The organism is Lysinibacillus xylanilyticus, from assembly GCF_001708185.1.
GTDB lineage: Bacteria > Bacillota > Bacilli > Bacillales_A > Planococcaceae > Lysinibacillus > Lysinibacillus xylanilyticus_A.
This window is the reverse complement of the sequence record NZ_MDDN01000001.1, coordinates 448343-468976: the sequence shown is the minus strand read 5'-3', so window position 1 is coordinate 468976 and position 20634 is coordinate 448343. Positions and strand designations below refer to the sequence as shown.

At 37.1% G+C, this 20634-nt stretch carries 26 protein-coding genes; 15 read left to right on the top strand and 11 right to left on the bottom strand.

The window, feature by feature from the left end; genetic code table 11:
• Positions 1-96: 96 nt before the first annotated feature.
• From BFJ97_RS02380 to BFJ97_RS02360, 5 genes are all read left to right on the top strand, one after another.
• Complete coding sequence (locus tag BFJ97_RS02380; protein ID WP_068983045.1) at positions 97-519, top strand: ester cyclase; 423 nt, start codon at positions 97-99, stop codon at positions 517-519.
• Between the two features lie 182 nt (positions 520-701).
• Complete coding sequence (locus tag BFJ97_RS02375) at positions 702-953, top strand: phage holin (protein WP_068983044.1); 252 nt, start codon at positions 702-704, stop codon at positions 951-953.
• Between the two features lie 88 nt (positions 954-1041).
• Positions 1042-3159 carry a DUF2339 domain-containing protein gene (locus BFJ97_RS02370; RefSeq protein ID WP_068983043.1) on the top strand — a complete coding sequence of 706 codons (2118 nt, stop codon included), beginning with the start codon at positions 1042-1044 and terminating at the stop codon, positions 3157-3159.
• Positions 3160-3439: 280 nt separating this feature from the next.
• Positions 3440-4192, top strand: a complete 753-nt coding sequence (locus tag BFJ97_RS02365; RefSeq protein WP_068983042.1) for a prepilin peptidase — start codon at positions 3440-3442, stop codon at positions 4190-4192.
• A 33-nt stretch (positions 4193-4225) separates the two neighbouring features.
• Positions 4226-4948, top strand: a complete 723-nt coding sequence (locus BFJ97_RS02360; RefSeq protein WP_068983041.1) for a gamma-glutamyl-gamma-aminobutyrate hydrolase family protein — start codon at positions 4226-4228, stop codon at positions 4946-4948.
• A 305-nt stretch (positions 4949-5253) separates the two neighbouring features.
• Here the strand turns inward: BFJ97_RS02360 and lexA are convergent, their stop codons facing one another.
• Positions 5254-5871 (bottom strand): transcriptional repressor LexA, encoded by a 618-nt coding sequence (lexA, locus tag BFJ97_RS02355; protein ID WP_068983040.1) that lies wholly within the window; start codon positions 5869-5871, stop codon positions 5254-5256.
• Positions 5872-6031: 160 nt separating this feature from the next.
• On the opposite strand from lexA, the gene yneA reads away from it, so the two are divergent.
• The gene (gene yneA, locus BFJ97_RS02350; RefSeq protein ID WP_254660100.1) at positions 6032-6349 is read left to right on the top strand and encodes a cell division suppressor protein YneA; all 318 of its coding nucleotides are present in this window, start codon (positions 6032-6034) and stop codon (positions 6347-6349) included.
• Positions 6346-7011 (top strand): YneB family resolvase-like protein, encoded by a 666-nt coding sequence (locus tag BFJ97_RS02345; protein WP_068983038.1) that lies wholly within the window; start codon positions 6346-6348, stop codon positions 7009-7011. The genes yneA and BFJ97_RS02345 overlap by 4 nt, the downstream gene beginning before the upstream one ends.
• 157 nt (positions 7012-7168) lie before the next feature.
• Here the strand turns inward: BFJ97_RS02345 and def are convergent, their stop codons facing one another.
• The 3 genes from def to BFJ97_RS02335 all read right to left on the bottom strand — a co-directional run bounded on the left by def (position 7169) and on the right by BFJ97_RS02335 (position 8748).
• Complete coding sequence (gene def, locus BFJ97_RS02340; RefSeq protein WP_068983037.1) at positions 7169-7747, bottom strand: peptide deformylase; 579 nt, start codon at positions 7745-7747, stop codon at positions 7169-7171.
• Positions 7740-7931 carry a helix-turn-helix transcriptional regulator gene (locus BFJ97_RS23385; protein WP_083226907.1) on the bottom strand — a complete coding sequence of 64 codons (192 nt, stop codon included), beginning with the start codon at positions 7929-7931 and terminating at the stop codon, positions 7740-7742. Before BFJ97_RS23385 ends, def begins: the two co-directional genes overlap by 8 nt.
• Positions 7932-8235: 304 nt before the next feature.
• Positions 8236-8748 carry a GNAT family N-acetyltransferase gene (locus BFJ97_RS02335; protein WP_068983036.1) on the bottom strand — a complete coding sequence of 171 codons (513 nt, stop codon included), beginning with the start codon at positions 8746-8748 and terminating at the stop codon, positions 8236-8238.
• Positions 8749-8953: 205 nt separating this feature from the next.
• Here BFJ97_RS02335 and BFJ97_RS02330 point away from each other — a divergent pair, with 205 nt between their 5' ends.
• Positions 8954-9187 carry a DUF896 domain-containing protein gene (locus BFJ97_RS02330; protein ID WP_068983035.1) on the top strand — a complete coding sequence of 78 codons (234 nt, stop codon included), beginning with the start codon at positions 8954-8956 and terminating at the stop codon, positions 9185-9187.
• Between the two features lie 381 nt (positions 9188-9568).
• Positions 9569-11563 carry a transketolase gene (gene tkt / locus BFJ97_RS02325; protein WP_068983034.1) on the top strand — a complete coding sequence of 665 codons (1995 nt, stop codon included), beginning with the start codon at positions 9569-9571 and terminating at the stop codon, positions 11561-11563.
• Between the two features lie 28 nt (positions 11564-11591).
• On the opposite strand, the gene BFJ97_RS02320 is transcribed toward tkt, so the two are convergent.
• Entirely contained in the window at positions 11592-11939 is a 348-nt protein-coding gene (locus tag BFJ97_RS02320; protein WP_068983033.1) for a hypothetical protein, read from the bottom strand.
• A 116-nt stretch (positions 11940-12055) separates the two neighbouring features.
• Here BFJ97_RS02320 and BFJ97_RS02315 point away from each other — a divergent pair, with 116 nt between their 5' ends.
• Both BFJ97_RS02315 and BFJ97_RS02310 read left to right on the top strand, forming a co-directional pair.
• Complete coding sequence (locus BFJ97_RS02315; protein ID WP_068983032.1) at positions 12056-13039, top strand: serine hydrolase domain-containing protein; 984 nt, start codon at positions 12056-12058, stop codon at positions 13037-13039.
• A gap of 31 nt (positions 13040-13070) precedes the next feature.
• Positions 13071-13721 carry an HAD family hydrolase gene (locus BFJ97_RS02310; RefSeq protein WP_068983031.1) on the top strand — a complete coding sequence of 217 codons (651 nt, stop codon included), beginning with the start codon at positions 13071-13073 and terminating at the stop codon, positions 13719-13721.
• Positions 13722-13938: 217 nt separating this feature from the next.
• On the opposite strand, the gene BFJ97_RS02305 is transcribed toward BFJ97_RS02310, so the two are convergent.
• The 5 genes from BFJ97_RS02305 to BFJ97_RS02285 all read right to left on the bottom strand — a co-directional run bounded on the left by BFJ97_RS02305 (position 13939) and on the right by BFJ97_RS02285 (position 17383).
• On the bottom strand, positions 13939-14571 hold the full coding sequence (locus BFJ97_RS02305; protein ID WP_068983030.1) for a response regulator transcription factor: 633 nt from the start codon (positions 14569-14571) through the stop codon (positions 13939-13941).
• Entirely contained in the window at positions 14546-15583 is a 1038-nt protein-coding gene (locus tag BFJ97_RS02300; RefSeq protein ID WP_068983029.1) for a sensor histidine kinase, read from the bottom strand. Before BFJ97_RS02300 ends, BFJ97_RS02305 begins: the two co-directional genes overlap by 26 nt.
• Positions 15580-16272 carry a cell wall-active antibiotics response protein LiaF gene (gene liaF / locus BFJ97_RS02295; protein WP_254660099.1) on the bottom strand — a complete coding sequence of 231 codons (693 nt, stop codon included), beginning with the start codon at positions 16270-16272 and terminating at the stop codon, positions 15580-15582. The genes BFJ97_RS02300 and liaF overlap by 4 nt, the downstream gene beginning before the upstream one ends.
• 103 nt (positions 16273-16375) lie before the next feature.
• Positions 16376-17014: a PspA/IM30 family protein gene (locus BFJ97_RS02290; RefSeq protein ID WP_068983027.1), complete on the bottom strand. Its 639-nt coding sequence runs from the start codon at positions 17012-17014 to the stop codon at positions 16376-16378.
• A gap of 15 nt (positions 17015-17029) precedes the next feature.
• On the bottom strand, positions 17030-17383 hold the full coding sequence (locus BFJ97_RS02285; RefSeq protein WP_068983026.1) for a lmo0954 family membrane protein: 354 nt from the start codon (positions 17381-17383) through the stop codon (positions 17030-17032).
• A gap of 322 nt (positions 17384-17705) precedes the next feature.
• Between BFJ97_RS02285 and sirA the strand changes: the two genes are divergently transcribed.
• The 4 genes from sirA (at position 17706) to BFJ97_RS24500 (ending at position 19470) form a co-directional block, all read left to right on the top strand.
• Complete coding sequence (sirA, locus tag BFJ97_RS02280; protein ID WP_068983025.1) at positions 17706-18131, top strand: sporulation inhibitor of replication protein SirA; 426 nt, start codon at positions 17706-17708, stop codon at positions 18129-18131.
• A gap of 100 nt (positions 18132-18231) precedes the next feature.
• On the top strand, positions 18232-18450 hold the full coding sequence (locus BFJ97_RS02275) for a YneF family protein (RefSeq protein WP_068983024.1): 219 nt from the start codon (positions 18232-18234) through the stop codon (positions 18448-18450).
• 184 nt (positions 18451-18634) lie between these two features.
• Complete coding sequence (locus tag BFJ97_RS02270) at positions 18635-19138, top strand: S-ribosylhomocysteine lyase (RefSeq protein ID WP_068983023.1); 504 nt, start codon at positions 18635-18637, stop codon at positions 19136-19138.
• A gap of 158 nt (positions 19139-19296) precedes the next feature.
• Entirely contained in the window at positions 19297-19470 is a 174-nt protein-coding gene (locus BFJ97_RS24500) for a hypothetical protein (RefSeq protein ID WP_175401656.1), read from the top strand.
• A 21-nt stretch (positions 19471-19491) separates the two neighbouring features.
• Here the strand turns inward: BFJ97_RS24500 and BFJ97_RS02265 are convergent, their stop codons facing one another.
• The gene (locus BFJ97_RS02265) at positions 19492-20463 is read right to left on the bottom strand and encodes an alpha/beta hydrolase (RefSeq protein WP_068983022.1); all 972 of its coding nucleotides are present in this window, start codon (positions 20461-20463) and stop codon (positions 19492-19494) included.
• Between the last annotated feature and the right edge of the window lie 171 nt (positions 20464-20634).

The following is a 20634-nucleotide window of genomic DNA, read 5'->3' as shown; positions in this document are numbered from 1 at the left end:
ATGGTTCCAATATCTTGTCTCTCGAATTATTATTAAGCATGGGGAGATGAAGTGATTCTCGTCAGAATATATAGTAAATTATAGCGGAGGGTTCAAATGACACCAGAACAAATTGTGAAGAAATTTTTTGAAGAAGTACGTTCAGGGAATAATCCAGATTACGCAACAGAGTTAATGGCAGAACAAGTATTGGCACACCAAGTTATTTCTGAAGAGGAGTTAACGGTTTTAAGAACTCCCCAAGATTATGCTGACCATGTACAAGAAATGGTAGAAGCATATGGCGATTTTTCATTAGAAATCCAAGAGTTTATGGTACAAGAAAATAAAGTATATGTACGATGGAAACAAGTTGGTACACATGTTGGAAAAGTTGATGGATATCAGCCAACAAGTCTTCCTGTTATTGAAATAGCAAGCGCAGTTTATAGAATTGAAGATGAAAAGATAGCAGAATATTGGATTCAGATTGATCGGGCTGGTATTGAAAAACAACTCAACCGTAATAAAATTAATTAACATCCTTAGGGGTGTTTTTTTTGCCCTAAAAAGTGAGTATTGAGCAGAATTCCCTCCTAATTGTGAAGACAGCGAGATAAAGGAAAATTTCTGTAAATTCATGTTGGATGCTCCATTTTTGCATATGTGTCATGTAACCACGGAGCATATAATGTGATTGAGAAGGGGGGAGGTGAGCGTTTATGAGAATTAACTGGAGAATCCGTCTTCTGCATAAACCATTTTTACTGTCGCTATTTTCATTGATATTATTACTCGCACAGCAAGTAGCAGCTATTTTTGGCTATGATTTAACGAGTGCAATGAGTGCGCAGCTAACGTCCATTATTAATATTGTTTTATCGATTCTTGTTTTAATGGGAGTTGTCGTAGATCCAACTACAAGGGGAACCAGTGATAGTGAACGTGCTTTAATGTATCGTAGACCTAGATAAAAAGTAAAAATGAAACAAAAGTGTAATTTTGCAACAATGGTAAATATGTTATAATGTTGAAAAATGATTAAGTGGGGTGGATGATTGAATGTCGCTTGAAATGGAGCAGAGGATTGTCAAACTCGAGCAAGAAATGATGGATTTACGGAAAGAGTTAGAGGCCGTGAAGTGTCAACAATCAGTTGCAAAAACAAGTACACTGAGTGCCGAAAAATCCATGATTGAGCAATCTACGCTAAAGCCTGCGCCAAACCTAAAGCCAAAACCGAATCCAAAACTAAATTCGGAGCCAAATCCAAAGCAAATGTCAGCACCAGAAAAAAAGGTGCAGCCACAGCGAACGTTAGAGGAACGTATTATGGGGGCACTACCAAAAGTATTTATGGTTATTTTAGTGATGGGAGTGCTTTGGGGTCTAAAGCTAGTAAGTGATTATGGCTATTTATCGAACGAAGTTAAAATCATCCTTGCCTATGTATTATCGCTTGCCTTAACCTTAATAGCTTATGTTTTAGAGCGCAAAAAAGTAGGATCATCAGCTGTTACGATTTCGTTATATGGCGGAGCATTTATTGTTGGGATATTAACGACAGCGGCTGGCGCGATATTATATGAAATAATAGGTTTAACACTTGCGCTTGTGATAGCGATGGTTTATATCGGCTATGGTATTGCTATTAGTTTCTTAAAGAAAAATGAGGTGCTAACAGTATTTGTAGCATTTACCTCACTATTACTACCTTATTTACTAGAATATATGGATTTTAGTCCTGTTATTATTTTAATCTATGTGATTGTACTGTTTACGATGTTGCAATTTGTCATTCATCAACACAAGCAGAAGTGGGCACTCTATATCGCAACCTTTTTCACTGTGCTAGCGATCAGCATAGAAACATTTATGAATAATGACAATCAAGTTGTTTTTGCAATAGGTTTGCTTGTTATGCTATCTATTTTTAACACGAGTTGGTGTCGTTTATATAATGTAGCGTCTACATGGAAATATACTCATGTTGGTATGCAATTTAGCCTTGGTTTATTCAGTTTATTGCTCATGAATTTTATTATTACAACAATTGAATTTGGAGAAGCACTGTTACTCGTAATAGTCAGTTTATTTGCAATTTTAGCGGGTTATGGCTATAAGCAAAAATGGCAGGAGGCATTTGATAGTGCCGTAACACTCGCGTTTATTACACTATTTAATACGCTACTAGTTATGAATTTACCAGGGAAAGTGGATCACATATTGATCCCGTTCATCGTCTTTGCAGGTGTTATGATGAGTTTACGTTTACGAGCAAGTATCATGAAGGTTGTCGGCTCATTCTTATTTATGATTGTACTTGCCATAAACTTTAGTATTCATGATCCTGCACCATTTTTCAGCATAAATCATGCGAGTTTGGTGATGCCTGGAATTTATCTCCTGATTATTTATTTATATGCGAGACGTCCAAAAGAGACACTGACTGTATTTGAACAGATCATGAAGGATATGTATGTGATTGATATTTTAGCTTTAATAACAACTAGTTATTTCTTAGCTTATATCGGAAAGATTGATGCAACTTATTTTGCAGATGTTAGTAATATTCCGCATCTGATGTGTATAATAATCGCTTTATTATTTGTCGGATCGCTTCTAGTACCAATAAAATATAAAGGGCGTGCATTAACACCTGCTCTTAGTGTATTTTTCCTTCTCTTTACACTAATGCTTGTAGCTATACCATACAATATGCAAGGTGTCGCGTGGTTAAATATAGTGACAAGAATCGTGTATATTGCGGTTATCGTAGCAATTATTGTCGATTTACTAAAGAAGGGGCGCATTTATCAAACCTATCAAGTGCAACTAGAGAAACTTTTGGACCCAATTGTAAGTGCAGGCGTTGTGCTTACGATGATAGCTGTTAAGGGGCTAATATTCCAACTTGCATATAATGGGATACTTGATTGGAAGTTAAGTATTGTGTTCTCAACAATTACATTATTCCTTACAGCAAGCGTTGCACTATGGCTTAGCTCAGGTCGTCATTTACGAGCATTACGCCTAACTGGTTTTATCATCTTAATTATTGCTTTTGTAAAACTTATATTCTTCGATTTGTCGGCCCTCGATTTACTAATTAGAGCAATACTGTTTATGACGGTTGGTGGAATTGGGTTGCTGCTGTCGGGACGATTGTTGAAAAAATAATAGAGATCGTTTGAAAAAGCCTGTTAGAAGTATTTTCTAATAGGCTATTTTCATTATGATTGTCATTTAAATCTTCAAATTTTAAGTTGCTAGAAATGTATTTTAAAAAATCTGAAAATTATAATACAAAGCGTGTGATGAAAACTGCTATAATTAACTTTAGTATACTAGAAGATTAGGAAAAACAGGTAACGACGATCTATTTTGAAGGATCACAATAATGTAAATGGCGCGCATACTTGAATTGTATGGGCGTCTATTGGTATAGGAGGACATAAAGATGGAAATGGCTTATACAATTATTGTTTTACTTTTTGGCTTCGTTCTTGGCTCTTTTTTTAATGTAGTGGGCTTACGGATACCAATAAAAGGGTCGATTTTCCGTCCACCTTCGCATTGTATTCATTGTAAGAGAAAGTTGACTGTGCTTGATTTGATACCTGTGTTGTCTTATATGTTTTTAGGTGGGAAATGCCGTAGCTGTGGTCAAAAAATTTCTGGGATTTATCCACTGATGGAACTTATAACAGGCATATTATTTGCCTTGGCTTATTGGAAATTAGGCTTTAGTGCAGAATTTTTTGTAGCACTATTATTGATTTCATTATTAGTAATTATTGTTGTATCGGATTTTGCGTATATGCTTATTCCTGATAAAATACTCCTATTCTTTTTACCATTACTAATTATTGGACGCTTGATATCGCCGTTGTCTCCGTGGTGGGATAGTATAGTTGGTGCTGTCGTAGGATTTTGCATACTATATAGTATTGCTGCTTTATCAAGAGGTGGTATGGGTGGTGGCGATATTAAATTATTCTTTTTACTCGGTCTTGTACTCGGCACAATACATACACTTCTGACACTATTTGTATCAGCTGTGATTGGAATGATTGTTGGGATAGTGGTGTTAAAGGTCCGTAGGCAGGGAAGAAAAACGCCTATACCATTTGGACCATCTATTGCGCTAGCAGGGATCGTTGTCTATTTTTATGGAGACGCGTTGATGAATTGGTATTTTGAATGTTGGTAAGTCGTAAATCTTGTGGATCATGGAGGGGATAAAGTGAAACCAGTTATCGGTATAACGGCCTTTGTGGAAGATGATTTGTCTTCTAGATTAAACGCCGCCTACAGCAAAAGTGTCATTGAAGCTGGTGGAATTCCATTGATAATTCCGCTTGGCATAGAAAAGGATGTAGCACAAATTTTATCGTTAACGGATGGATTATTATTATCGGGTGGCTATGATGTACATCCATTTCTCTTTGGTGCAGAACCTACACCGAAATTAGGGAAAGTTCATCCAGAAAGGGATTCTGTGGAGCTTGCCTTAATTGAAGCGGCCTTTATTCGCCAAATGCCGATTTTTGGCATTTGTCGAGGGATGCAAATACTAAATGTAGCGCTAGGAGGTACGGTTTATCAGGATATTGATAGCGAATATCATAGTAGTAAATTATTAAAGCACAAACAACAAGCGGCTCGAGGCGTTGCTACACATTATGTTCATGTTACACCTGATACACTACTAAAAACGATTATTGAGGAAGCGCAAATTGCTGTTAATTCATTTCATCATCAGGCTGTAAATGTAGTTTCGGAAAAAATGAAAGTAGCAGCAAAATCAAGTGATGGTATCGTTGAAGCGGTAGTACACGAAGATTTACCATTTTGTCTGGGCGTACAGTGGCATCCTGAAGAGCTTGCCATTGTAGGAGATGGTGGATCGAAGAAATTATTTACTGCATTTGTAAGGGCAAGTTTGAAATTCAAAGTAGAGGCATAATACTTGATAACTTAAAATTGCTAGTTCGACGTTTCGATGCTTACTAGGAATCCATGCTAAAGTGGATTCTTTTTTTCTTTTAAGCAAAGTTATGATCAAAAGAAAAAAGATGTCCGAAAAGTCTCCTTCGACATCTTCATTTAGTACTATTTCTAGCAACGCGTTTTCGTATTTTGATTTTTTCCAAAAGGACTGGACTAAATGCGTGTACTCGTGCTCATCTTGCTTGATTCTCTAGCCTTAAATTAAGAAAAAGAGGTATATGCGAACATAATATCCTCTTTTTATACTTTAATATTGAGATACTAATGTACACGACGATAGAGACCAACAACTTGCCCCAAAATAGAAACTTGGTCTACGATAATCGGCTCCATTGTTGCGTTTTCAGGCTGTAAACGAAAATGGTTTTTTTCCTTGAAGAAACGCTTTACAGTTGCTTCATCCTCTTCAGTCATGGCTACGACAATATCACCATTATTAGCTGTTGCTCTTTGTTTAACTATGACTAAATCACCGTCTAAGATGCCAGCTTCAATCATTGATTCACCCATAATTTCTAGCATAAATAACTCATCTTCGCTTGTACCATAAATATCTGGAAGTGGGAAGTATTCATCGATATTTTCAATAGCAGTAATTGGAGAACCTGCTGTAACCTTCCCAACAAGTGGGACATGTACAACTTGTTGCTTTTGAATAGAATCCTCTGGCTCTAGGATTTCAATAGCGCGTGGTTTAGTTGGGTCTCGACGAATGAAGCCCTTTTGTTCTAAACGAGCTAAATGTCCATGAACTGTTGAGCTTGAAGCAAGTCCAACTGCTTCACCAATCTCACGTACAGATGGTGGATACCCCTTTGTGCGTACTTCTTCTTTGATGAACTCTAATATGGCTTCTTGTCTTTTCGAAACTTTTTTCATGATTGCTCACCTCTTTTTTTCTAATCATTCTACTTATTAGTAGTATAACAGAATGCGAACACTTAAGCAAACATAGGTTCGAAAAGTGTTTGACAAAAACATTTGTTCGCATTATTATAAGAACATACATTCCGAACAAACATTCTGAAAAGGGGTTGTGATGATGAACTGGTTAAAGAAAAATCCACATATTACTACTTTGTTAGGGGCATGTCTACTATTTGCAGCATACCTTTTTATAACAGATCCAGGCGATGTTACTTACGCCGAAATTGAAATCGAACATGGTGATAGTTTATGGTCGTTAGCTGAGCAATACTCTGGTAAAATGAAAACGGATGATTGGATTAAGCTTGTAAAGGCAGAAAATGAATTATCGAACGTTGATATTATTGCAGGTAAATCCCTAGTGATTCCAGTAGTGGGTGACCAGTCCATGCCCATAAATTCAATTGAAATTGCGAGAAATGAACAATGATTAATAAACAACAATCGGCTGTTGTCTATTGCCGTGTAAGTACAGAAAAAGAGACACAAAGTTCCTCGCTTGAGCGTCAACAAGAGGAGTTGATGCGCTATGCTAAAGAGCAGGGCTACGAAGTGAAGCACGTTTTTATGGATAAGCATAGTGGCTATGATGTGGAACGTGAGGGCTTACTTGAAATGCTCGACTTTATTAAAGAAAAAGAAGTTAAAGCATTATTTGTACAGGATGAAACACGTTTAGGACGTGGAAATGCTAGAATGGCAGTATTGCATTTATTACAAAAAACTGAAACGGATGTTTTTTCTATGCGAGACGAGGGCCCTGTACAATTAAATGAAATGGATACGATGCTACTAGAGATTTTAGCGATCGTAGAGGAGTACCAGCGCAGAATCCATAATGCTAAAATACGTCGTGGTATGCGTCGTGCCGTTGAAAATGGCTATCGTCCTGAAAACAATTTATCTAATCGGGGAAATCCTAATGGTCAAGAACGTAAGGATGTGCCTGTTGAAGAGATTATCAAGCTACGTAATCGAGGCTTCACATTTGATGAAATTGCCATGACACTAAAAAGTCTAGGCTTTGATGTAAGTAAAGCTACTGTACATCGGAGATATAGGGAACATCAAGAAAGTTTGACGGGTAAATAAAATGAAACTTCAATCAGTGGGAGTTTTGTCATCCTGCTGATAGGAAGCCTTATCTTGTGGCGACGCTAGGGGACCAACGTTTTGTTGGCCCAATAACGGTCAGTTAATCGTACTGACCGTTATTTCGGGTAAAATTGCACTACTAGTCTTTTCTTAATTAATACAAACTCTCAATAATAACATTGTCTGGTAGTTTAAATGGATTTTCTTTATTTATTCTGTCATAAAACATGATACCGTTTAAATGATCTATTTCGTGTTGCATTACGATGGAACCGTATCCATTGAAATGATAAATGGTTTCTTGCCCATGTATGTCATATGCTTTAACTTTAATTCTTTCATATCTTGGAACAAAGCCATTAACGTTTCTATTGACCGAAAGACAACCTTCCCCCTCCGGTAAATAAATCATGTTTAAAGAGTGACTAACGATTTTTGGGTTAATTAACATATATTCATGATATTTACCTCCATCTTTATAAAGTGCAGTAAACATTCGTTTATTCAGACCAATTTGATTGGCAGATAAGCCAACTCCTGAACGTAATTTATATTTTTTTGAAATATCCGGATCTTGGCTATTTTTTAAATACTTAAGCATACAAATTAATGTATCTTGATCTTCTTTTGAAACAGGTAACGTAACCTCATTCGTATTTTTTCGTAATATCGCAGCACTCTCCTTTACAAAATCTTTCATTGTTATCATATACTCAAGATGGAATTTACTCATATATAAACACCTCATCAACTTTTTTATTTAGAGCTTTAGCAATTTTAAAGGCTAATTCAAGAGTTGGGTCATACTTATCATTTTCAATACAATTAATAGTGTGTCTAACAACCCCACATTCCCTTGCAAGGGCTTCTTGTGTTAGTCCTAATTTTTTTCTTAGTGCTTTTATTATATTCTTCAGACTTATACCTCCTTTTGTCTAAAGTGTTGGTTTATTTATTACATGGAAACTAATGTAAAACGTCCAATATATTGGACATTTTGACTTTAAAAAAGAGGCTGCAACAAAAAGAAAAAATGTTAGACCTTGCAATTGGTCTAACATTTTTTTGATTTAGGAAGGAACACTCTACTCATTGAAGCGGAAAAGTTATTATCTGTTTTCGCTATTTTTCAAAATAATCGAGTTCTGTCCCAGCCTCCACTATTTTTATTTCAACTAATAGCGTTTCCTACGATCTATTAACAAAAGTATAAAGAATTGGTTATGCCCATTCCTCATCTAATACAGCATAATAATATTCATCCCACCACTCATCTCCGTGTGGTATACATTTTTTAAAATAACCTTCGCGTCTCATGCCGATTTTCTCCATCACTCGATACGATGGGATATTTTCTGGCTGACAAGTTGCAATAATTCGATGAAGTTTCATTTCTTTGAATCCATAGTCTAGTACAGCTCTTGCGGCTTCAGAGGCGTAGCCATTATTGTAATAGTTCGGATTCAATACCCAACCAATTTCATACGTATGGTCACCAAAACATTGATGGAAAACCATATGACCAATGACAATATTTTCATTTAGTAAAATAACAGGAAAGTGTTTTGCTTTGTCACCGCTATTTTCTGAAACAAAATTTTTTGCGTTCTCCTCATTAAAAACGCCCTCTGGAATATACTTCATCACATTTGGATTTGAAGTATATTCATAGACAGCTTGCCAATCTTGAACCTCAAATTCTCTTATTAATAGTCTTTTCGTTTTGATAAACATTTCATTTTTCCCCCAAACATAAATGGATCTTTTTGTACCCCATAAATTAGTTTACACAACTAACTTCACAAAGTCATGTATGGTGTGGCATTTATTGTAAATGTTGAGGGTCACTAAAAAGGTTGGTATAACTGCATTTTAAGGGAATCCATGCTATACTTTGCATACCATATTCATTAAGATATGTATTGAAAGGTGTGTAACTATGTTATCAAAAGAAAAAATTAACCGAATCAATGAACTTTCTGCCAAGGCTAAAAGTGGACAATTAACAGAGTCAGAAGCTAAAGAACAAACAGCGCTTCGCAAGGAGTATCTAGCTACATTTAGAGCAACGATGCGTGATACAATTGAAAATGTAAAAGTGGTAGATCCAGAAGGTAATGATGTAACACCAGAGAAGGTAAAACAAGCGAAAAAAAATAAATTTCTAAATTAATGTGTCACATTTAGATCAATTACTCCTCAGCGTAATTGCGTCCGGATTTTGAATTGGGCTTAGGCCTGCAAGATGCAGGTCAGTTAGCCGTTTTCACAGGATGCGAAGGTTTTAGGCTAACATTCTTATATTAACTCCTTTCAAAATCCGTGACATCCGCCGGAGGCATTATCTTTATTCAGTTGGCCTTATACGGTCACATCTGTGAAAATATTTTATTTAAATAAATATTTTTTTATAATTAGGCGGTATTTTTCTACTGAATAAAGATAAAGTATGTAACAAAACATAAATAGTATAACAAAAACATTGTTTTCTGAAGCAATGTTGACTAAACTGTAAAAGAACAATATATAGGACGAGAAAGGATGTCACAACATAATGACTCAACATGCGGATCAACTAGCGATTAATGCTATCCGAACTTTGTCAATCGATGCAATTGAAAAAGCAAACTCAGGTCACCCAGGTTTACCGATGGGGGCAGCGCCAATGGCTTATACGCTTTGGACAAAACAACTTCGCCATAATCCGGCAAATCCAAAATGGTATAACCGCGATCGTTTTGTACTTTCTGCAGGTCATGGCTCTATGCTTCTATACAGCCTACTTCATCTTGGTGGCTACGGCTTACCAATGGAAGAAATTCAAAACTTCCGTCAATGGGATTCATTAACTCCAGGACATCCTGAATATGGTCATACTGTTGGGGTAGAGGCAACAACAGGTCCTCTAGGTCAAGGTATTGCTATGACAGTTGGTATGGCAATGGCTGAACGTCATTTAGCAGCTACTTACAATAAACCAGGTCATGACATCGTTGATCACTATACATTCGCACTTTGTGGCGATGGCGACTTAATGGAAGGTGTAGCAGCTGAGGCTATTTCATTAGCTGGTCACTTAAAGCTTGAAAAGTTAATCGTTTTATACGATTCAAATGATATTTCTTTAGACGGTGACTTAGAAAAGTCATTCTCAGAAAACGTGCAAAAACGTTTTGAATCTTATGGCTGGAACTATTTAAAAGTTGCTGATGGTACAGATGTTGAAGCGATTAACACAGCTATCGAGGAAGCTAAAAAATCAACTGGCAAGCCAACACTTATCGAAGTAAAAACTGTCATTGGTTTCGGTTCACCTAACAAATCAGGTAAAGCAGATTCTCACGGTGCACCATTAGGTAAAGATGAGACTGTATTAACAAAAGCAACATATGAATGGGCACATGAACCATTCCAAATTCCAACTGAAGTATACGATACATTTACTGCAGCTGCAGAGCTTCAAGGGGCACAACCAGAAGAAGCTTGGAATGCTATGTTTGAAGCATATAAGCAAGAGTTCCCAGAATTAGCAGCACAATTTGAAAAAGCAATGAATGGTCAATTACCAGAGGATTTCGCTTCAGAATTACCAGTATACGAAGCAGGTAAATCAGTAGCTACTCGTTCTTCTTCAGGAGAGGCAATCAATGCAATTGCGAAGAAAACACCATCATTCTTCGGTGGTTCAGCTGACCTTGCTGGCTCAAATAAAACAACAATGAAAGGCGCTGGAGATTTCTCTGCAGACGATTATGCTGGCCGTAATATTTGGTTTGGTGTACGTGAATTTGCAATGGGTGCAGCTATGAACGGTATGGCACTTCATGGTGGGCTTAATGTATTCGGCGGTACATTCTTCGTATTCTCTGACTACGTTCGTCCAGCAGTACGTCTTTCTGCATTAATGGGTCTTCCTGTTACTTATGTATTTACACATGATTCAATTGCTGTAGGGGAAGATGGTCCAACACATGAACCAATCGAGCACCTTGCATCTTTACGCGCAATGCCAAATCTATCTGTTGTTCGCCCAGCTGATGCAAATGAATCAGCAGTTGCATGGGAGCTAGCAGTAGCATCTGAAAAAACACCAACTGTTTTAGTATTATCTCGTCAAAACTTACCTGTGCTTGACGCATCTATTGATACAGTGCGTGAAGGTGTTACTAAAGGTGCTTATACAGTGTCTCCTGCTACAAAAGAAGTGGCAGATGCCATTTTAATTGCAACAGGCTCTGAGGTTTCACTTGCAATTGAAGCACAAAAAGCATTAAAAGCTGATGGTGTGGATGTAGCAGTAGTTTCAATGCCTTCTATGGATCGCTTCGAAAAACAAGATGCAGCATACAAAGAGTCTGTTCTTCCAAAAGCTGTAACAAAACGTCTTGCAATCGAAATGGGCGCATCATTCGGCTGGCATAAGTACACTGGTTTCGAAGGAGACGTTCTTGCAATCGACAAGTTCGGCGCTTCTGCACCAGGTGAATTGGTAATGGAAAAATACGGATTCACAGTAGACAATGTTGTAGCGAAGGTAAAAGCACTATAATTTATAAAATACCGCAATACTCAGTAGGTTAAATCTCCTCTGAGTACTGCGGTATTTTTTCATGTTTAGAGGACTTCACTAAAGAAATCCAAACAGCTGCACAATGAATGAGAAGCATAACGACAAAACAGTAAAAGCCCTTGTTACTTCCTCCTAAATTTAGCTCATCAACAATAATGCCACTAAACCAAAGGAGCTGACCTGTGACAATTACTGAGAGGCTTGCAAAAAGTAAACAAAACCAAATAGATACTTTTTTTATAATCACGATAATGAGTAGCAAAACAGCAAAAAGTAGGGTAGTTTCAAAAATCGGATCAAGAAGTGAAAACGTATTTTCATTTACGAAATGCTTATAAGTAAATCGAGTATCCACACAACCCCTCCTTATAAATAATAACGTTTATGGTAATAAAAGGTTCCTTGGAGAAGGAACCTTCTGGTATTAATTTCTGTTTGGTATACAATGAGAAGAGTAGGAGGGCTATTTAAATGAACTCACAAGCTATACTCACACAAGTAAAGAAAACTTTCTCACAATTAGATTGTACTGGTGGCGGAGTTATTATTAATAAGCATGGTCAAACCGTACTAGAAGAATATTTTGGCATGCAAGGACAACACCAAGACGCAAAGAGGGTAGGAACGCATACTCTTTTCCATCTTGCTTCTGTTCGTAAAACATATGTAGGTTTTGCTGTAGCGTATGCGATTTATCATAACTATATTGCCTCAATAGATGATCCACTAAGTGATTATTTAGAAAATGAAAAAGTTTTTGCCGATGTATCAATTAGACATCTACTAACACATACTCACGGCTTACGTCGTCAAAATGAAAAAATAATGAAGGAATTCGAAGCAGGTTATAACTGGGCATACCGAGATATTAATGTAGAATTACTTGCAAAAGTCATTTATAAAGTTACTGGAAGAACGATTGCAGAAATCGTGGATGAACAAGTATTTCAGACATTGTCTTTTACTGAAACAAATTGGTTCAGTGAAAAAAACGAACAGCATATAGAAGTAATTCATAATGATAGTCCATTTTGGTATGAAAGTGATATATGCGATGGCAGCAAAATGAATATGTATAGTTCATTAAGAGAGCTAGCTAAATGGGGGCAAGTTCATCTGAACAAAGGGAAAATAAATGGAAAACAAATTATACCTGAGGAAATCATACAGCTTTCAACGTCAATTCAATCCCCGAATTCTAAACCTAAGCACTCTCCAACTAATGGATTTTTCTGGTTTATTCAGCCTCAACAGAGGGAGGGGATTACAGAGTTAAGCCCGATATTACCTCAAGGAAGTTTTCAATTACTTGGTTATACAAGCGTAGCAGTACTGGTAATTCCAAAAGAAAATATTGTGGCAGTTCGAGGATTTAATAGCTTTGGTTCACCAGATAGGTTTGACTACATCGAAGATATTCATGATTTTGGTTCAACAGTCTATCAATCAATTTGATAAAGTAATTTTTTTATAAGGAGAGCTTGTGATGAAGAAATATAGCGTTGTTTTATTTGATTTAGATGGAACATTATCTGATCCGAAGATAGGGATAACGAAATCAGTTCAATACGCATTACAAAAGGCAGATATCGAAGTAAGCGATTTAGATGAACTTGAAAGTTTTATAGGACCGCCATTACAAGTATCTTTTCGTGAAATTTATGGATTTAATGATGCGCAAATTGAGCAAGCTATTAGCGATTACCGGGAACGATTCACGGAAAGAGGGATGTTTGAGAATAAACTGTACGAAAATATTCCAGCTTTGTTAGCCGATTTAAAGCAACAGGGATATAGATTAGCAATTGCTACATCAAAGCCAACTTTATTTGCCGAACAGATTTTAAAATATTTCAACCTTGAACATTTTTTTGACCTTGTTGCAGGTAGCAATCTTGATGGTACACGATCCGCAAAAGGAGAGATTATCGCATTTGTACGCGAACATTTTAATGAAGTGGATAACAATCAATTTATGATGATTGGAGATCGAAAATACGATATTGTTGGGGCACATGAAAATCAAATTGATTCTATCGGTGTTACTTTTGGCTATGGCTCACTCGAAGAATTAACGGATGCACAAGCAACATATATAGTTAACAGTGTAAATGAAATTAAAGAACTTCTTGGTTAATAGATAGTCAGAAACTGCATTGGTAGAAATGCAGTTTCGTATTTTTTGGAAAACAGACGAAAATCGCTGATAAGCTAGGTAGAATCGCTGATAAAAGACGAAAATCGCTGATAAGCAAGGTAGAATCGCTGATAAAAGATCGAAATCGCTGATAACCCAAGCAATATCGCTGATAAACTAGCAAGACCAGTATTTAATCAAACGACCCAAGAAAAATTTACTTCGCAAGCCCATTTTGAAAAGCGTAGACAACTGCTTGTGTGCGATCTTGAACATCGAGCTTCCCTAAAATATTGCTGACATGTGTTTTCACCGTTTTTAAAGCAATGTATAGTTCATCGGCGATTTCCTGATTTGCTTTGCCCTGTGCCATCAGCAGTAATACTTCCATTTCACGATCTGTAAGTTGCTCATAAAGTGGGCTGCTATTGCCGTGGCGCATACGATGCATCATTTTTGAAGTTACTTCTGGCTCGAGCACGGTTTCGCCGCCCATCGTTTTGCGAATGGCATCCGCGATTTGCTTTGCATTTGAAGTTTTTAAAATATAGCTAACTGCACCAGCCTCTAATGCAGGATAAACTTTATCATCGTCTAAAAAACTTGTAACCATCATTATTTTTGCCTCTGGCCATGCTGCTAAAATTTCAGCTGTCGCCTCAGCTCCAGTCATGATTGGCATGACATTATCCATTAAAATAATGTCTGGACGTAGGGCGAGAGCTCGTTCCACTGCCTCTTTACCATTTTCAGCTTCACCGACGACAGTGATATCTGGTTGTGCTGACAAATAGGCAGAAACACCGATACGCACCATTTCGTGATCATCCACTATTAACACTTGAATCATTCACTTCTTCCTCCTTTTGTAGCGGGATTTTAACCTCTACAATTGTACCTTCACCAGGCACTGACACAATTTTATACATACAGCCAATCTCTACAGCACGTTCAGCAATATTTTGCAGACCATAAGAAGTAGATTTATCAGCTTCGACATCAAAGCCGAGGCCATTGTCCTGGATACGTAAAATAGCTAAATCATCGCGGGCAACGAGCAGTAATTCAACTTCGCTCGCTTTGGCATGGCGTAGCGTATTGGATAACGCCTCCTGTGCAATGCGGAATAAATGATCCTCTTCCGCTTTTGATAATGACATTTCCTCTAGCTCATATTCAATATGAAAAAATACTTTTTGCTGCAGCTCAATAATTAACTCCTCAAGACCTTGAGCAAGAGTTTTATTATGCAAAGCTACCGGACGTAAATGCAATAATAATGCGCGCATTTCAAGCTGTGCCTGTTGTACAATTTTTTCGACCTGCTTTAAGCTTGTGGCATTTTCGTCAGTTTCCGTTAAAGCGGAAAGTAACATCGAAGCAGCGAATAATTGCTGCGATACAGAATCATGCAGTTCACGAGCAAGGCGTTGGCGTTCAGCAATAATTCGTTCTTGAATAATTTTATCGTTGGCTTCTGCACGTTCATTGGATAAGCGCTGTAAGCTTTTTCGTTGAGTATCGATTAACTCACTTGTTTGTTCCAAAGCTTTTTTCAAAGGTTTCGGTAAAGGTTGTTTTTTAGGTAATACAAAATCTGGTTCAATTAATTGTTTCACAATGCGGGTTGCCTGAGCTTCTCTTGCACGAGCAGTCATACTAATCCAGCTTGCAATCAGTAAACTGATCGCAAAAAGACTGAGGGCAATATAACCGCCAAGTGGTATATTATTATAATTCTGCTGCCATAATGGCCCCCATATTTTCTCATTTGGCTCGCCCCAGATAGCGACAAGGAGTCCAAATGCAGCACTCAACAAAATGAAAAATAGCGTAAATAATCTCGAGATAAAGGCTATCATTTACGTAGCACCTCCAAGTCCCCAAGCCATGTTGCAACATGTATAACGAGTGTACGCTTTGCATCCTCAGGGTTTCCATCTGAGAAACTTACACTTTCATTGAGTATGCGTTGTGGCCCAACATGTAGACATTTCAATTCACCAAACAATGTTGTGTATTGTAAACGGAATGGAATTTCATATGGAATATAAACTTGCACCTTACCAATGCCTTGGCGAATCGTAATGAGACTTGTGCCAGCTGGTAAAATAGTTTGTGTTGTATCAATCGTAATGTCACCTGCAAGTCGCTGGATTTGTACATCTTGCCATTTATAGGCTTCTACAGGTGCAGGCATTGTACCGATTAATTCGTTTTTCGTAGCGGGGAGCTTTTCGAAAAGCTCCAAACCAACAACTTTTGGTTGGTTTTCTCTTTGCAAGTATTGATAGAGCATATATAAGAGAATAATGACGATAAAGAAGCGTAAACTCCACATTGTAAAGAGTGCGATTGCGATAAAGAAAATCCCCGTCCATTTAAAGAAACGAACTTTTTTTGAGAAACTTAAATAAAGAAGTCCGGCTCCAATTAATAAACAAAAGGCACCACCGTTGTTAAAAATTGTGAGCTCCACAAAAACGAGTAAAAAGAAGCATAGTACCCAAAATGTGAGCTTATTAGTTGTGAAATTTTGCAAGAGGGTCACCCTTCTTTCTACTAAGAGTATAAGAGAGGGAATGGGGTCCCTCTAGTTCAAAACGTGAAAGAATGCGCCGCTAAATATGGCGCATTTCCTTCATTATAACATGTTATTTGTTTTCAATAAGCAGTGGTGCGTTTTCTTCTGCGGCATTTTTTTCAAGCTGTGCAAGGCGAGTCTCGAAAGATGTTACTTCATGATCTTTGTCGATTTGGTAAGCAAGCTTATCGATATATGACTCTAAATCTTCAAAGTTCGTTTTATTATTTTTAGCAATCATCCCGTCCATTTGATGGTGTGCGCGTGTCACGTTTTCTTTGCCCATAAGCTGTAATTGACGCACTTTCATGTCTTTAATTTTGTGTTTCATTGTTTCAAATTTACGCTCAAGCTCAAAGTATTCACGTGTGCTTGCTTCAATGCTTGCTTGTAATGTGTTGTTACGTGCTGTGTAAGCAGCTACTTCGTCAGTTGCGAAGTCGATTAAATCTTGCTCACCGCTAGTAGTAGCTAATTTTAGTTGAGCTTCACGTTTAGCTAGTAATTCTGCATTTTGCTTAAATTCCTGCTCAAGCTTTTCCTTTAGCTGACCTTGACGCTCTAATAATTTTCCAGTTTGCTCGGTTTGCTTTTCTGCCTCACGAATGTATTGGTTTAACATTGCAATTGGATTTTTTTGTTCCTTCTTATCAAATACATGATGTAAATCTGCCTCTATTGTATATTTAAAACGTTGAAATAAGTTCATTTAAATTCGCTCCTTTTATTTTGTTAAGTTTGACCATTCTCTTTCAAAGTTTGTAAACGGATCTTCTTCTTTCGCTTCAATTGTTGGAATTTTTACATCTTCGTTATTCCATTTTTTGTAGATCACATAGATGATAGCGATTGCCGCTAAACCAACCATAGCCGGGACATTAGATATTGCTGATAGAACACCCATCAGACCAACTGTAAACCAAATGATTTTGCCGAATGTCGACTTGCTTGCAATATAGAAGTGCATGCCAAGCGCTACAAATAAACCAGAAAATAGTAAGCCAGCGAGCGGTCCAACTAAGGCAAGTGCAACACATGCTGCGATGAAGCCTCCTGTTAATAAAAGAAATTTTCTCATATGTTCTAGCTCCTTTCGTTTGTACTTTTATATTACCTATTAGAAAGCTCTTCTAAAACGGACTGGAAATTGATTTTGCTCTAGGTCTTGAGGCTGAGAATAGTCTAAGCTGCTATAGAAGAGGTGCACATTTGCAAAAATAGAACACAGATAGGACATGTAATAACTAATAAGAAACGCATTATGTCATAAAGTAATTGATAGAACCGAAAGTAGAAAGTTTTCGACAAAAATAGAAGATGAGGGCCTCCTTCGTTTGACAAATTAAAGAGTGTGGATGAGCTATACTTATGAAAAAGAAATGAGCGAAGGAGGATTTCTAGTGAGAACCTATTCCATATATAAAATTAAAGAAGAGCATTTAACGTTTATTTTCGGCAGAGAGCGTAAGTTATTAGAAATGATGCAAGGCTGTGAAGACGCTAATGAGAAATCCTTAAAAGAGCTTGCATATATATGTGAAACGGTTCGCTTCGAAGAGATAGCTACAATGCTAGAGGCGCAACTAGATTCCAAGTATGCACATTTAGAGAGGGCTCGTAATGCTTTATTTTTAGAACATCCAATAAAAGGGAAAATGGCTATTTATTTAGTGGAACGTAAAATTTGTGTCTATTGTGAAGGATCACGAATGCTCGATTTGGATCTATTTCAGATGCTTGCGAAAATGAGTGAGCGTTTTATTGCTTTTAATAAACAGGATAATGAGTGTGGGTGGTTAAAACCAATGAAGTATACAATGCATTAGGAAAATTCACTACAATATATAGTAACACGCTAAAATTTGGTGTATAATGGAGCGTGGAGAGTTTTTTTCTCGGTATATTGTAGTGGAGGAGGTTGGTTGTATGCCTACATGGGGCTGGATTATTATTGTTATTATCGCGTTAGCAGCGGGCGCAGCACTTGGTTTCTATTTCGCTCGTAAAGCTATGATGAAATATTTAAAAGAAAACCCACCAATTAACGAACAAATGATTCGTATGATGATGGCACAAATGGGTCGTACGCCGTCTGAAAAGCAAGTACGTCAAATGATGACACAAATGAATAAATTCCAAAAATAGTAGGAATTTTTAAAGAGCAACTAGTCCAAGCCTTGGCTAGTTGTTTTTTTAATTTCTTTCAGCGGGTATCCAAAAACCCGCAGAAAGAAGTTAAAGCTTCCGGACGCAATTACGCCAAGGTAACCTCGAAAAATATTTGAATAATTCTTAAAAATCATACAATTCTATCGAAAAACTCGTTATAATGGAAATATTCTATATAAAGGAGTTTTGTGCATTGCAGAAAGAAAAAACAAATGTTGAAAGCTTTGATTTAGATCATACAAAAGTTAAAGCACCGTATGTACGTTTAGCGGGTGTAAAAACAGGGAAAAATGGCGATGAAGTATACAAATATGACATTCGTTTTAAACAGCCAAATAAAGAGCATATGGAAATGCCTGCATTACATTCCTTAGAGCATTTATCGGCTGACATTATTCGAAATCACTCCGATCAAATTGTGGATTTCAGTCCAATGGGATGCCAAACAGGCTTCTATGTATCACTTATTAATCACAATAATTATCAGGACTTGTTAAATATTTTAGAAAAAACTTTTACGGACGTTACAAAGGCAACTGCTGTTCCTGCTTGTAATGAAGTACAATGCGGCTGGGCAGCTAGCCATAGTTTAGAAGGTGCACAAGCGTTAGCCAAAGAATTTTTAGCGAAACGTGATGAATGGCATATCGTTTTTGCAGAATAAAAACACTTTGAAAAACCTTGCGTGCATGTTCATTCTGCTCGAAAGGTTTTTCAAAGTGTCTGAAAACAAAATAGTCAAAGCAATCTTTGTAATGGTTATGACGCTTTAAATGAGGGGATTTCCATTCCAGACTACTTGCTTTCTTGAGGATATGAGTCATGCCGCTTTGCTTTCACACTGATGTATTGTTGAATTTTCGTTTTATCTGTGCGAAAGCGAAGCGACAGCAACAAATGTTTTCTGTAGCGAAAGCAAAGCGACAGCTACAAAGCGCTCAGTCTGAACGGAAATCAACCTCTCGTTTTGCGGAAGAGCTATATTTTATTTTTTGACACAAGAGCTTTTCATATGCACTAAAAATGAAATGGAATGACATTAGATGAAGAAGAATCATGCTTAATTCTTTGATAGATAAAATTTTCTAAAAAGTCATGAATTAAATCCTCATATTCAGCCATATTTTCATTAAAGGACTGTGCATGAGCACCGTTATCAAATAGCTTCAGTTTCTTTGGACCACTCTTTTTATGGTATAAGTCCAGTGACATGGAAGCCGGAATAAATGTATCTGGAATACTGTGAATAAAGAGCACGGGCTTTTCAATATTTGTCACAGCCTCAGCAGGTGTAACACTTTTGAAGGAATAGCCGTCACGCAAGCGGACAAAGAAATCTGCAAATCGAATTGGAATAATTGAGCCGTATTTAAATTCTGTCTTCGCAATTTGTTTAAGCAGCATTGAGAAATCAGAAAACGCACAATCAGAAATATAGAAATCTGCACCGTCCTCTACCGTCCCTGCATATAGTAACATTGTTGCAGCACCCATCGATTCACCATGAATACCAAGAATGGCGTTTTCCCCAATCATAGCTTTTACAGTTTTGACAACTGCGTCAAGGTCATTTTTTTCATAGTAACCGTAGCTAGTCGTTTTCCCACCTGTCTCCCCGTGCCTACGGTGATCAAAAATAACGGAATTGTAGCCAAGTCGTTCAAAAAGTCGAGCATATTTGACTGAGTTGATTTTATTTTCTGTTACCCCGTGGCAAATGATGATAGTGTTATTTGTTTCTAATGGCTGAAACATAATACCGCGTATCGTATAGCCGTTTGGAGAGTCAATATTTAATTCGCATTTTAAATTTTTATTGTACCAAGCTTCGTCATAACGTTTAGCAGTAGTTTCGCGTTCACGAACAAATTCAGGATCCTTTTGCTTAATGTACATTAATTTATTAGAAAGAGCGAAGCCGAACAGACCTGTTGCTGCTGCGGCAAGCGTTGTCGTTATACCTGAAAATAAAAGCATTTTCTTTTTCATTATTAACACCTCCAACGTCCTGTGTATGCACTTTTCTTACTTGTAATGTTCCCAACTGAGATTGTTTAAAACACGTCAACATTTTACAATATCTTTGGCAAAAGTGCGATTATTTCTATCTATCGAAAATCGTCAAAATATTTGTTAAAATATATATATCTGCTAGTAGCA

Coding starts and splice junctions, on each gene's coding strand:
- BFJ97_RS02370 (WP_068983043.1), top strand. CDS start 1,042: ATGTCGCTTGAAATGGAGCAGAGGATTGTCAAACTCGAGCAAGAAATG.
- def (WP_068983037.1), bottom strand. CDS start 7,747: ATGAGTAAATTCCATCTTGAGTATATGATAACAATGAAAGATTTTGTA.
- BFJ97_RS02380 (WP_068983045.1), top strand. CDS start 97: ATGACACCAGAACAAATTGTGAAGAAATTTTTTGAAGAAGTACGTTCA.
- BFJ97_RS02265 (WP_068983022.1), bottom strand. CDS start 20,463: ATGAAAAAGAAAATGCTTTTATTTTCAGGTATAACGACAACGCTTGCC.
- tkt (WP_068983034.1), top strand. CDS start 9,569: ATGACTCAACATGCGGATCAACTAGCGATTAATGCTATCCGAACTTTG.
- BFJ97_RS02365 (WP_068983042.1), top strand. CDS start 3,440: ATGGAAATGGCTTATACAATTATTGTTTTACTTTTTGGCTTCGTTCTT.
- BFJ97_RS02345 (WP_068983038.1), top strand. CDS start 6,346: ATGATTAATAAACAACAATCGGCTGTTGTCTATTGCCGTGTAAGTACA.
- BFJ97_RS02315 (WP_068983032.1), top strand. CDS start 12,056: ATGAACTCACAAGCTATACTCACACAAGTAAAGAAAACTTTCTCACAA.
- BFJ97_RS02270 (WP_068983023.1), top strand. CDS start 18,635: ATGGAAATATTCTATATAAAGGAGTTTTGTGCATTGCAGAAAGAAAAA.
- BFJ97_RS02275 (WP_068983024.1), top strand. CDS start 18,232: ATGCCTACATGGGGCTGGATTATTATTGTTATTATCGCGTTAGCAGCG.
- BFJ97_RS02335 (WP_068983036.1), bottom strand. CDS start 8,748: ATGTTTATCAAAACGAAAAGACTATTAATAAGAGAATTTGAGGTTCAA.
- BFJ97_RS02305 (WP_068983030.1), bottom strand. CDS start 14,571: ATGATTCAAGTGTTAATAGTGGATGATCACGAAATGGTGCGTATCGGT.
- BFJ97_RS02300 (WP_068983029.1), bottom strand. CDS start 15,583: ATGATAGCCTTTATCTCGAGATTATTTACGCTATTTTTCATTTTGTTG.
- BFJ97_RS02330 (WP_068983035.1), top strand. CDS start 8,954: ATGTTATCAAAAGAAAAAATTAACCGAATCAATGAACTTTCTGCCAAG.
- BFJ97_RS24500 (WP_175401656.1), top strand. CDS start 19,297: ATGCCGCTTTGCTTTCACACTGATGTATTGTTGAATTTTCGTTTTATC.
- BFJ97_RS02285 (WP_068983026.1), bottom strand. CDS start 17,383: ATGAGAAAATTTCTTTTATTAACAGGAGGCTTCATCGCAGCATGTGTT.
- BFJ97_RS02310 (WP_068983031.1), top strand. CDS start 13,071: ATGAAGAAATATAGCGTTGTTTTATTTGATTTAGATGGAACATTATCT.
- BFJ97_RS02375 (WP_068983044.1), top strand. CDS start 702: ATGAGAATTAACTGGAGAATCCGTCTTCTGCATAAACCATTTTTACTG.
- yneA (WP_254660100.1), top strand. CDS start 6,032: ATGATGAACTGGTTAAAGAAAAATCCACATATTACTACTTTGTTAGGG.
- lexA (WP_068983040.1), bottom strand. CDS start 5,871: ATGAAAAAAGTTTCGAAAAGACAAGAAGCCATATTAGAGTTCATCAAA.
- BFJ97_RS02290 (WP_068983027.1), bottom strand. CDS start 17,014: ATGAACTTATTTCAACGTTTTAAATATACAATAGAGGCAGATTTACAT.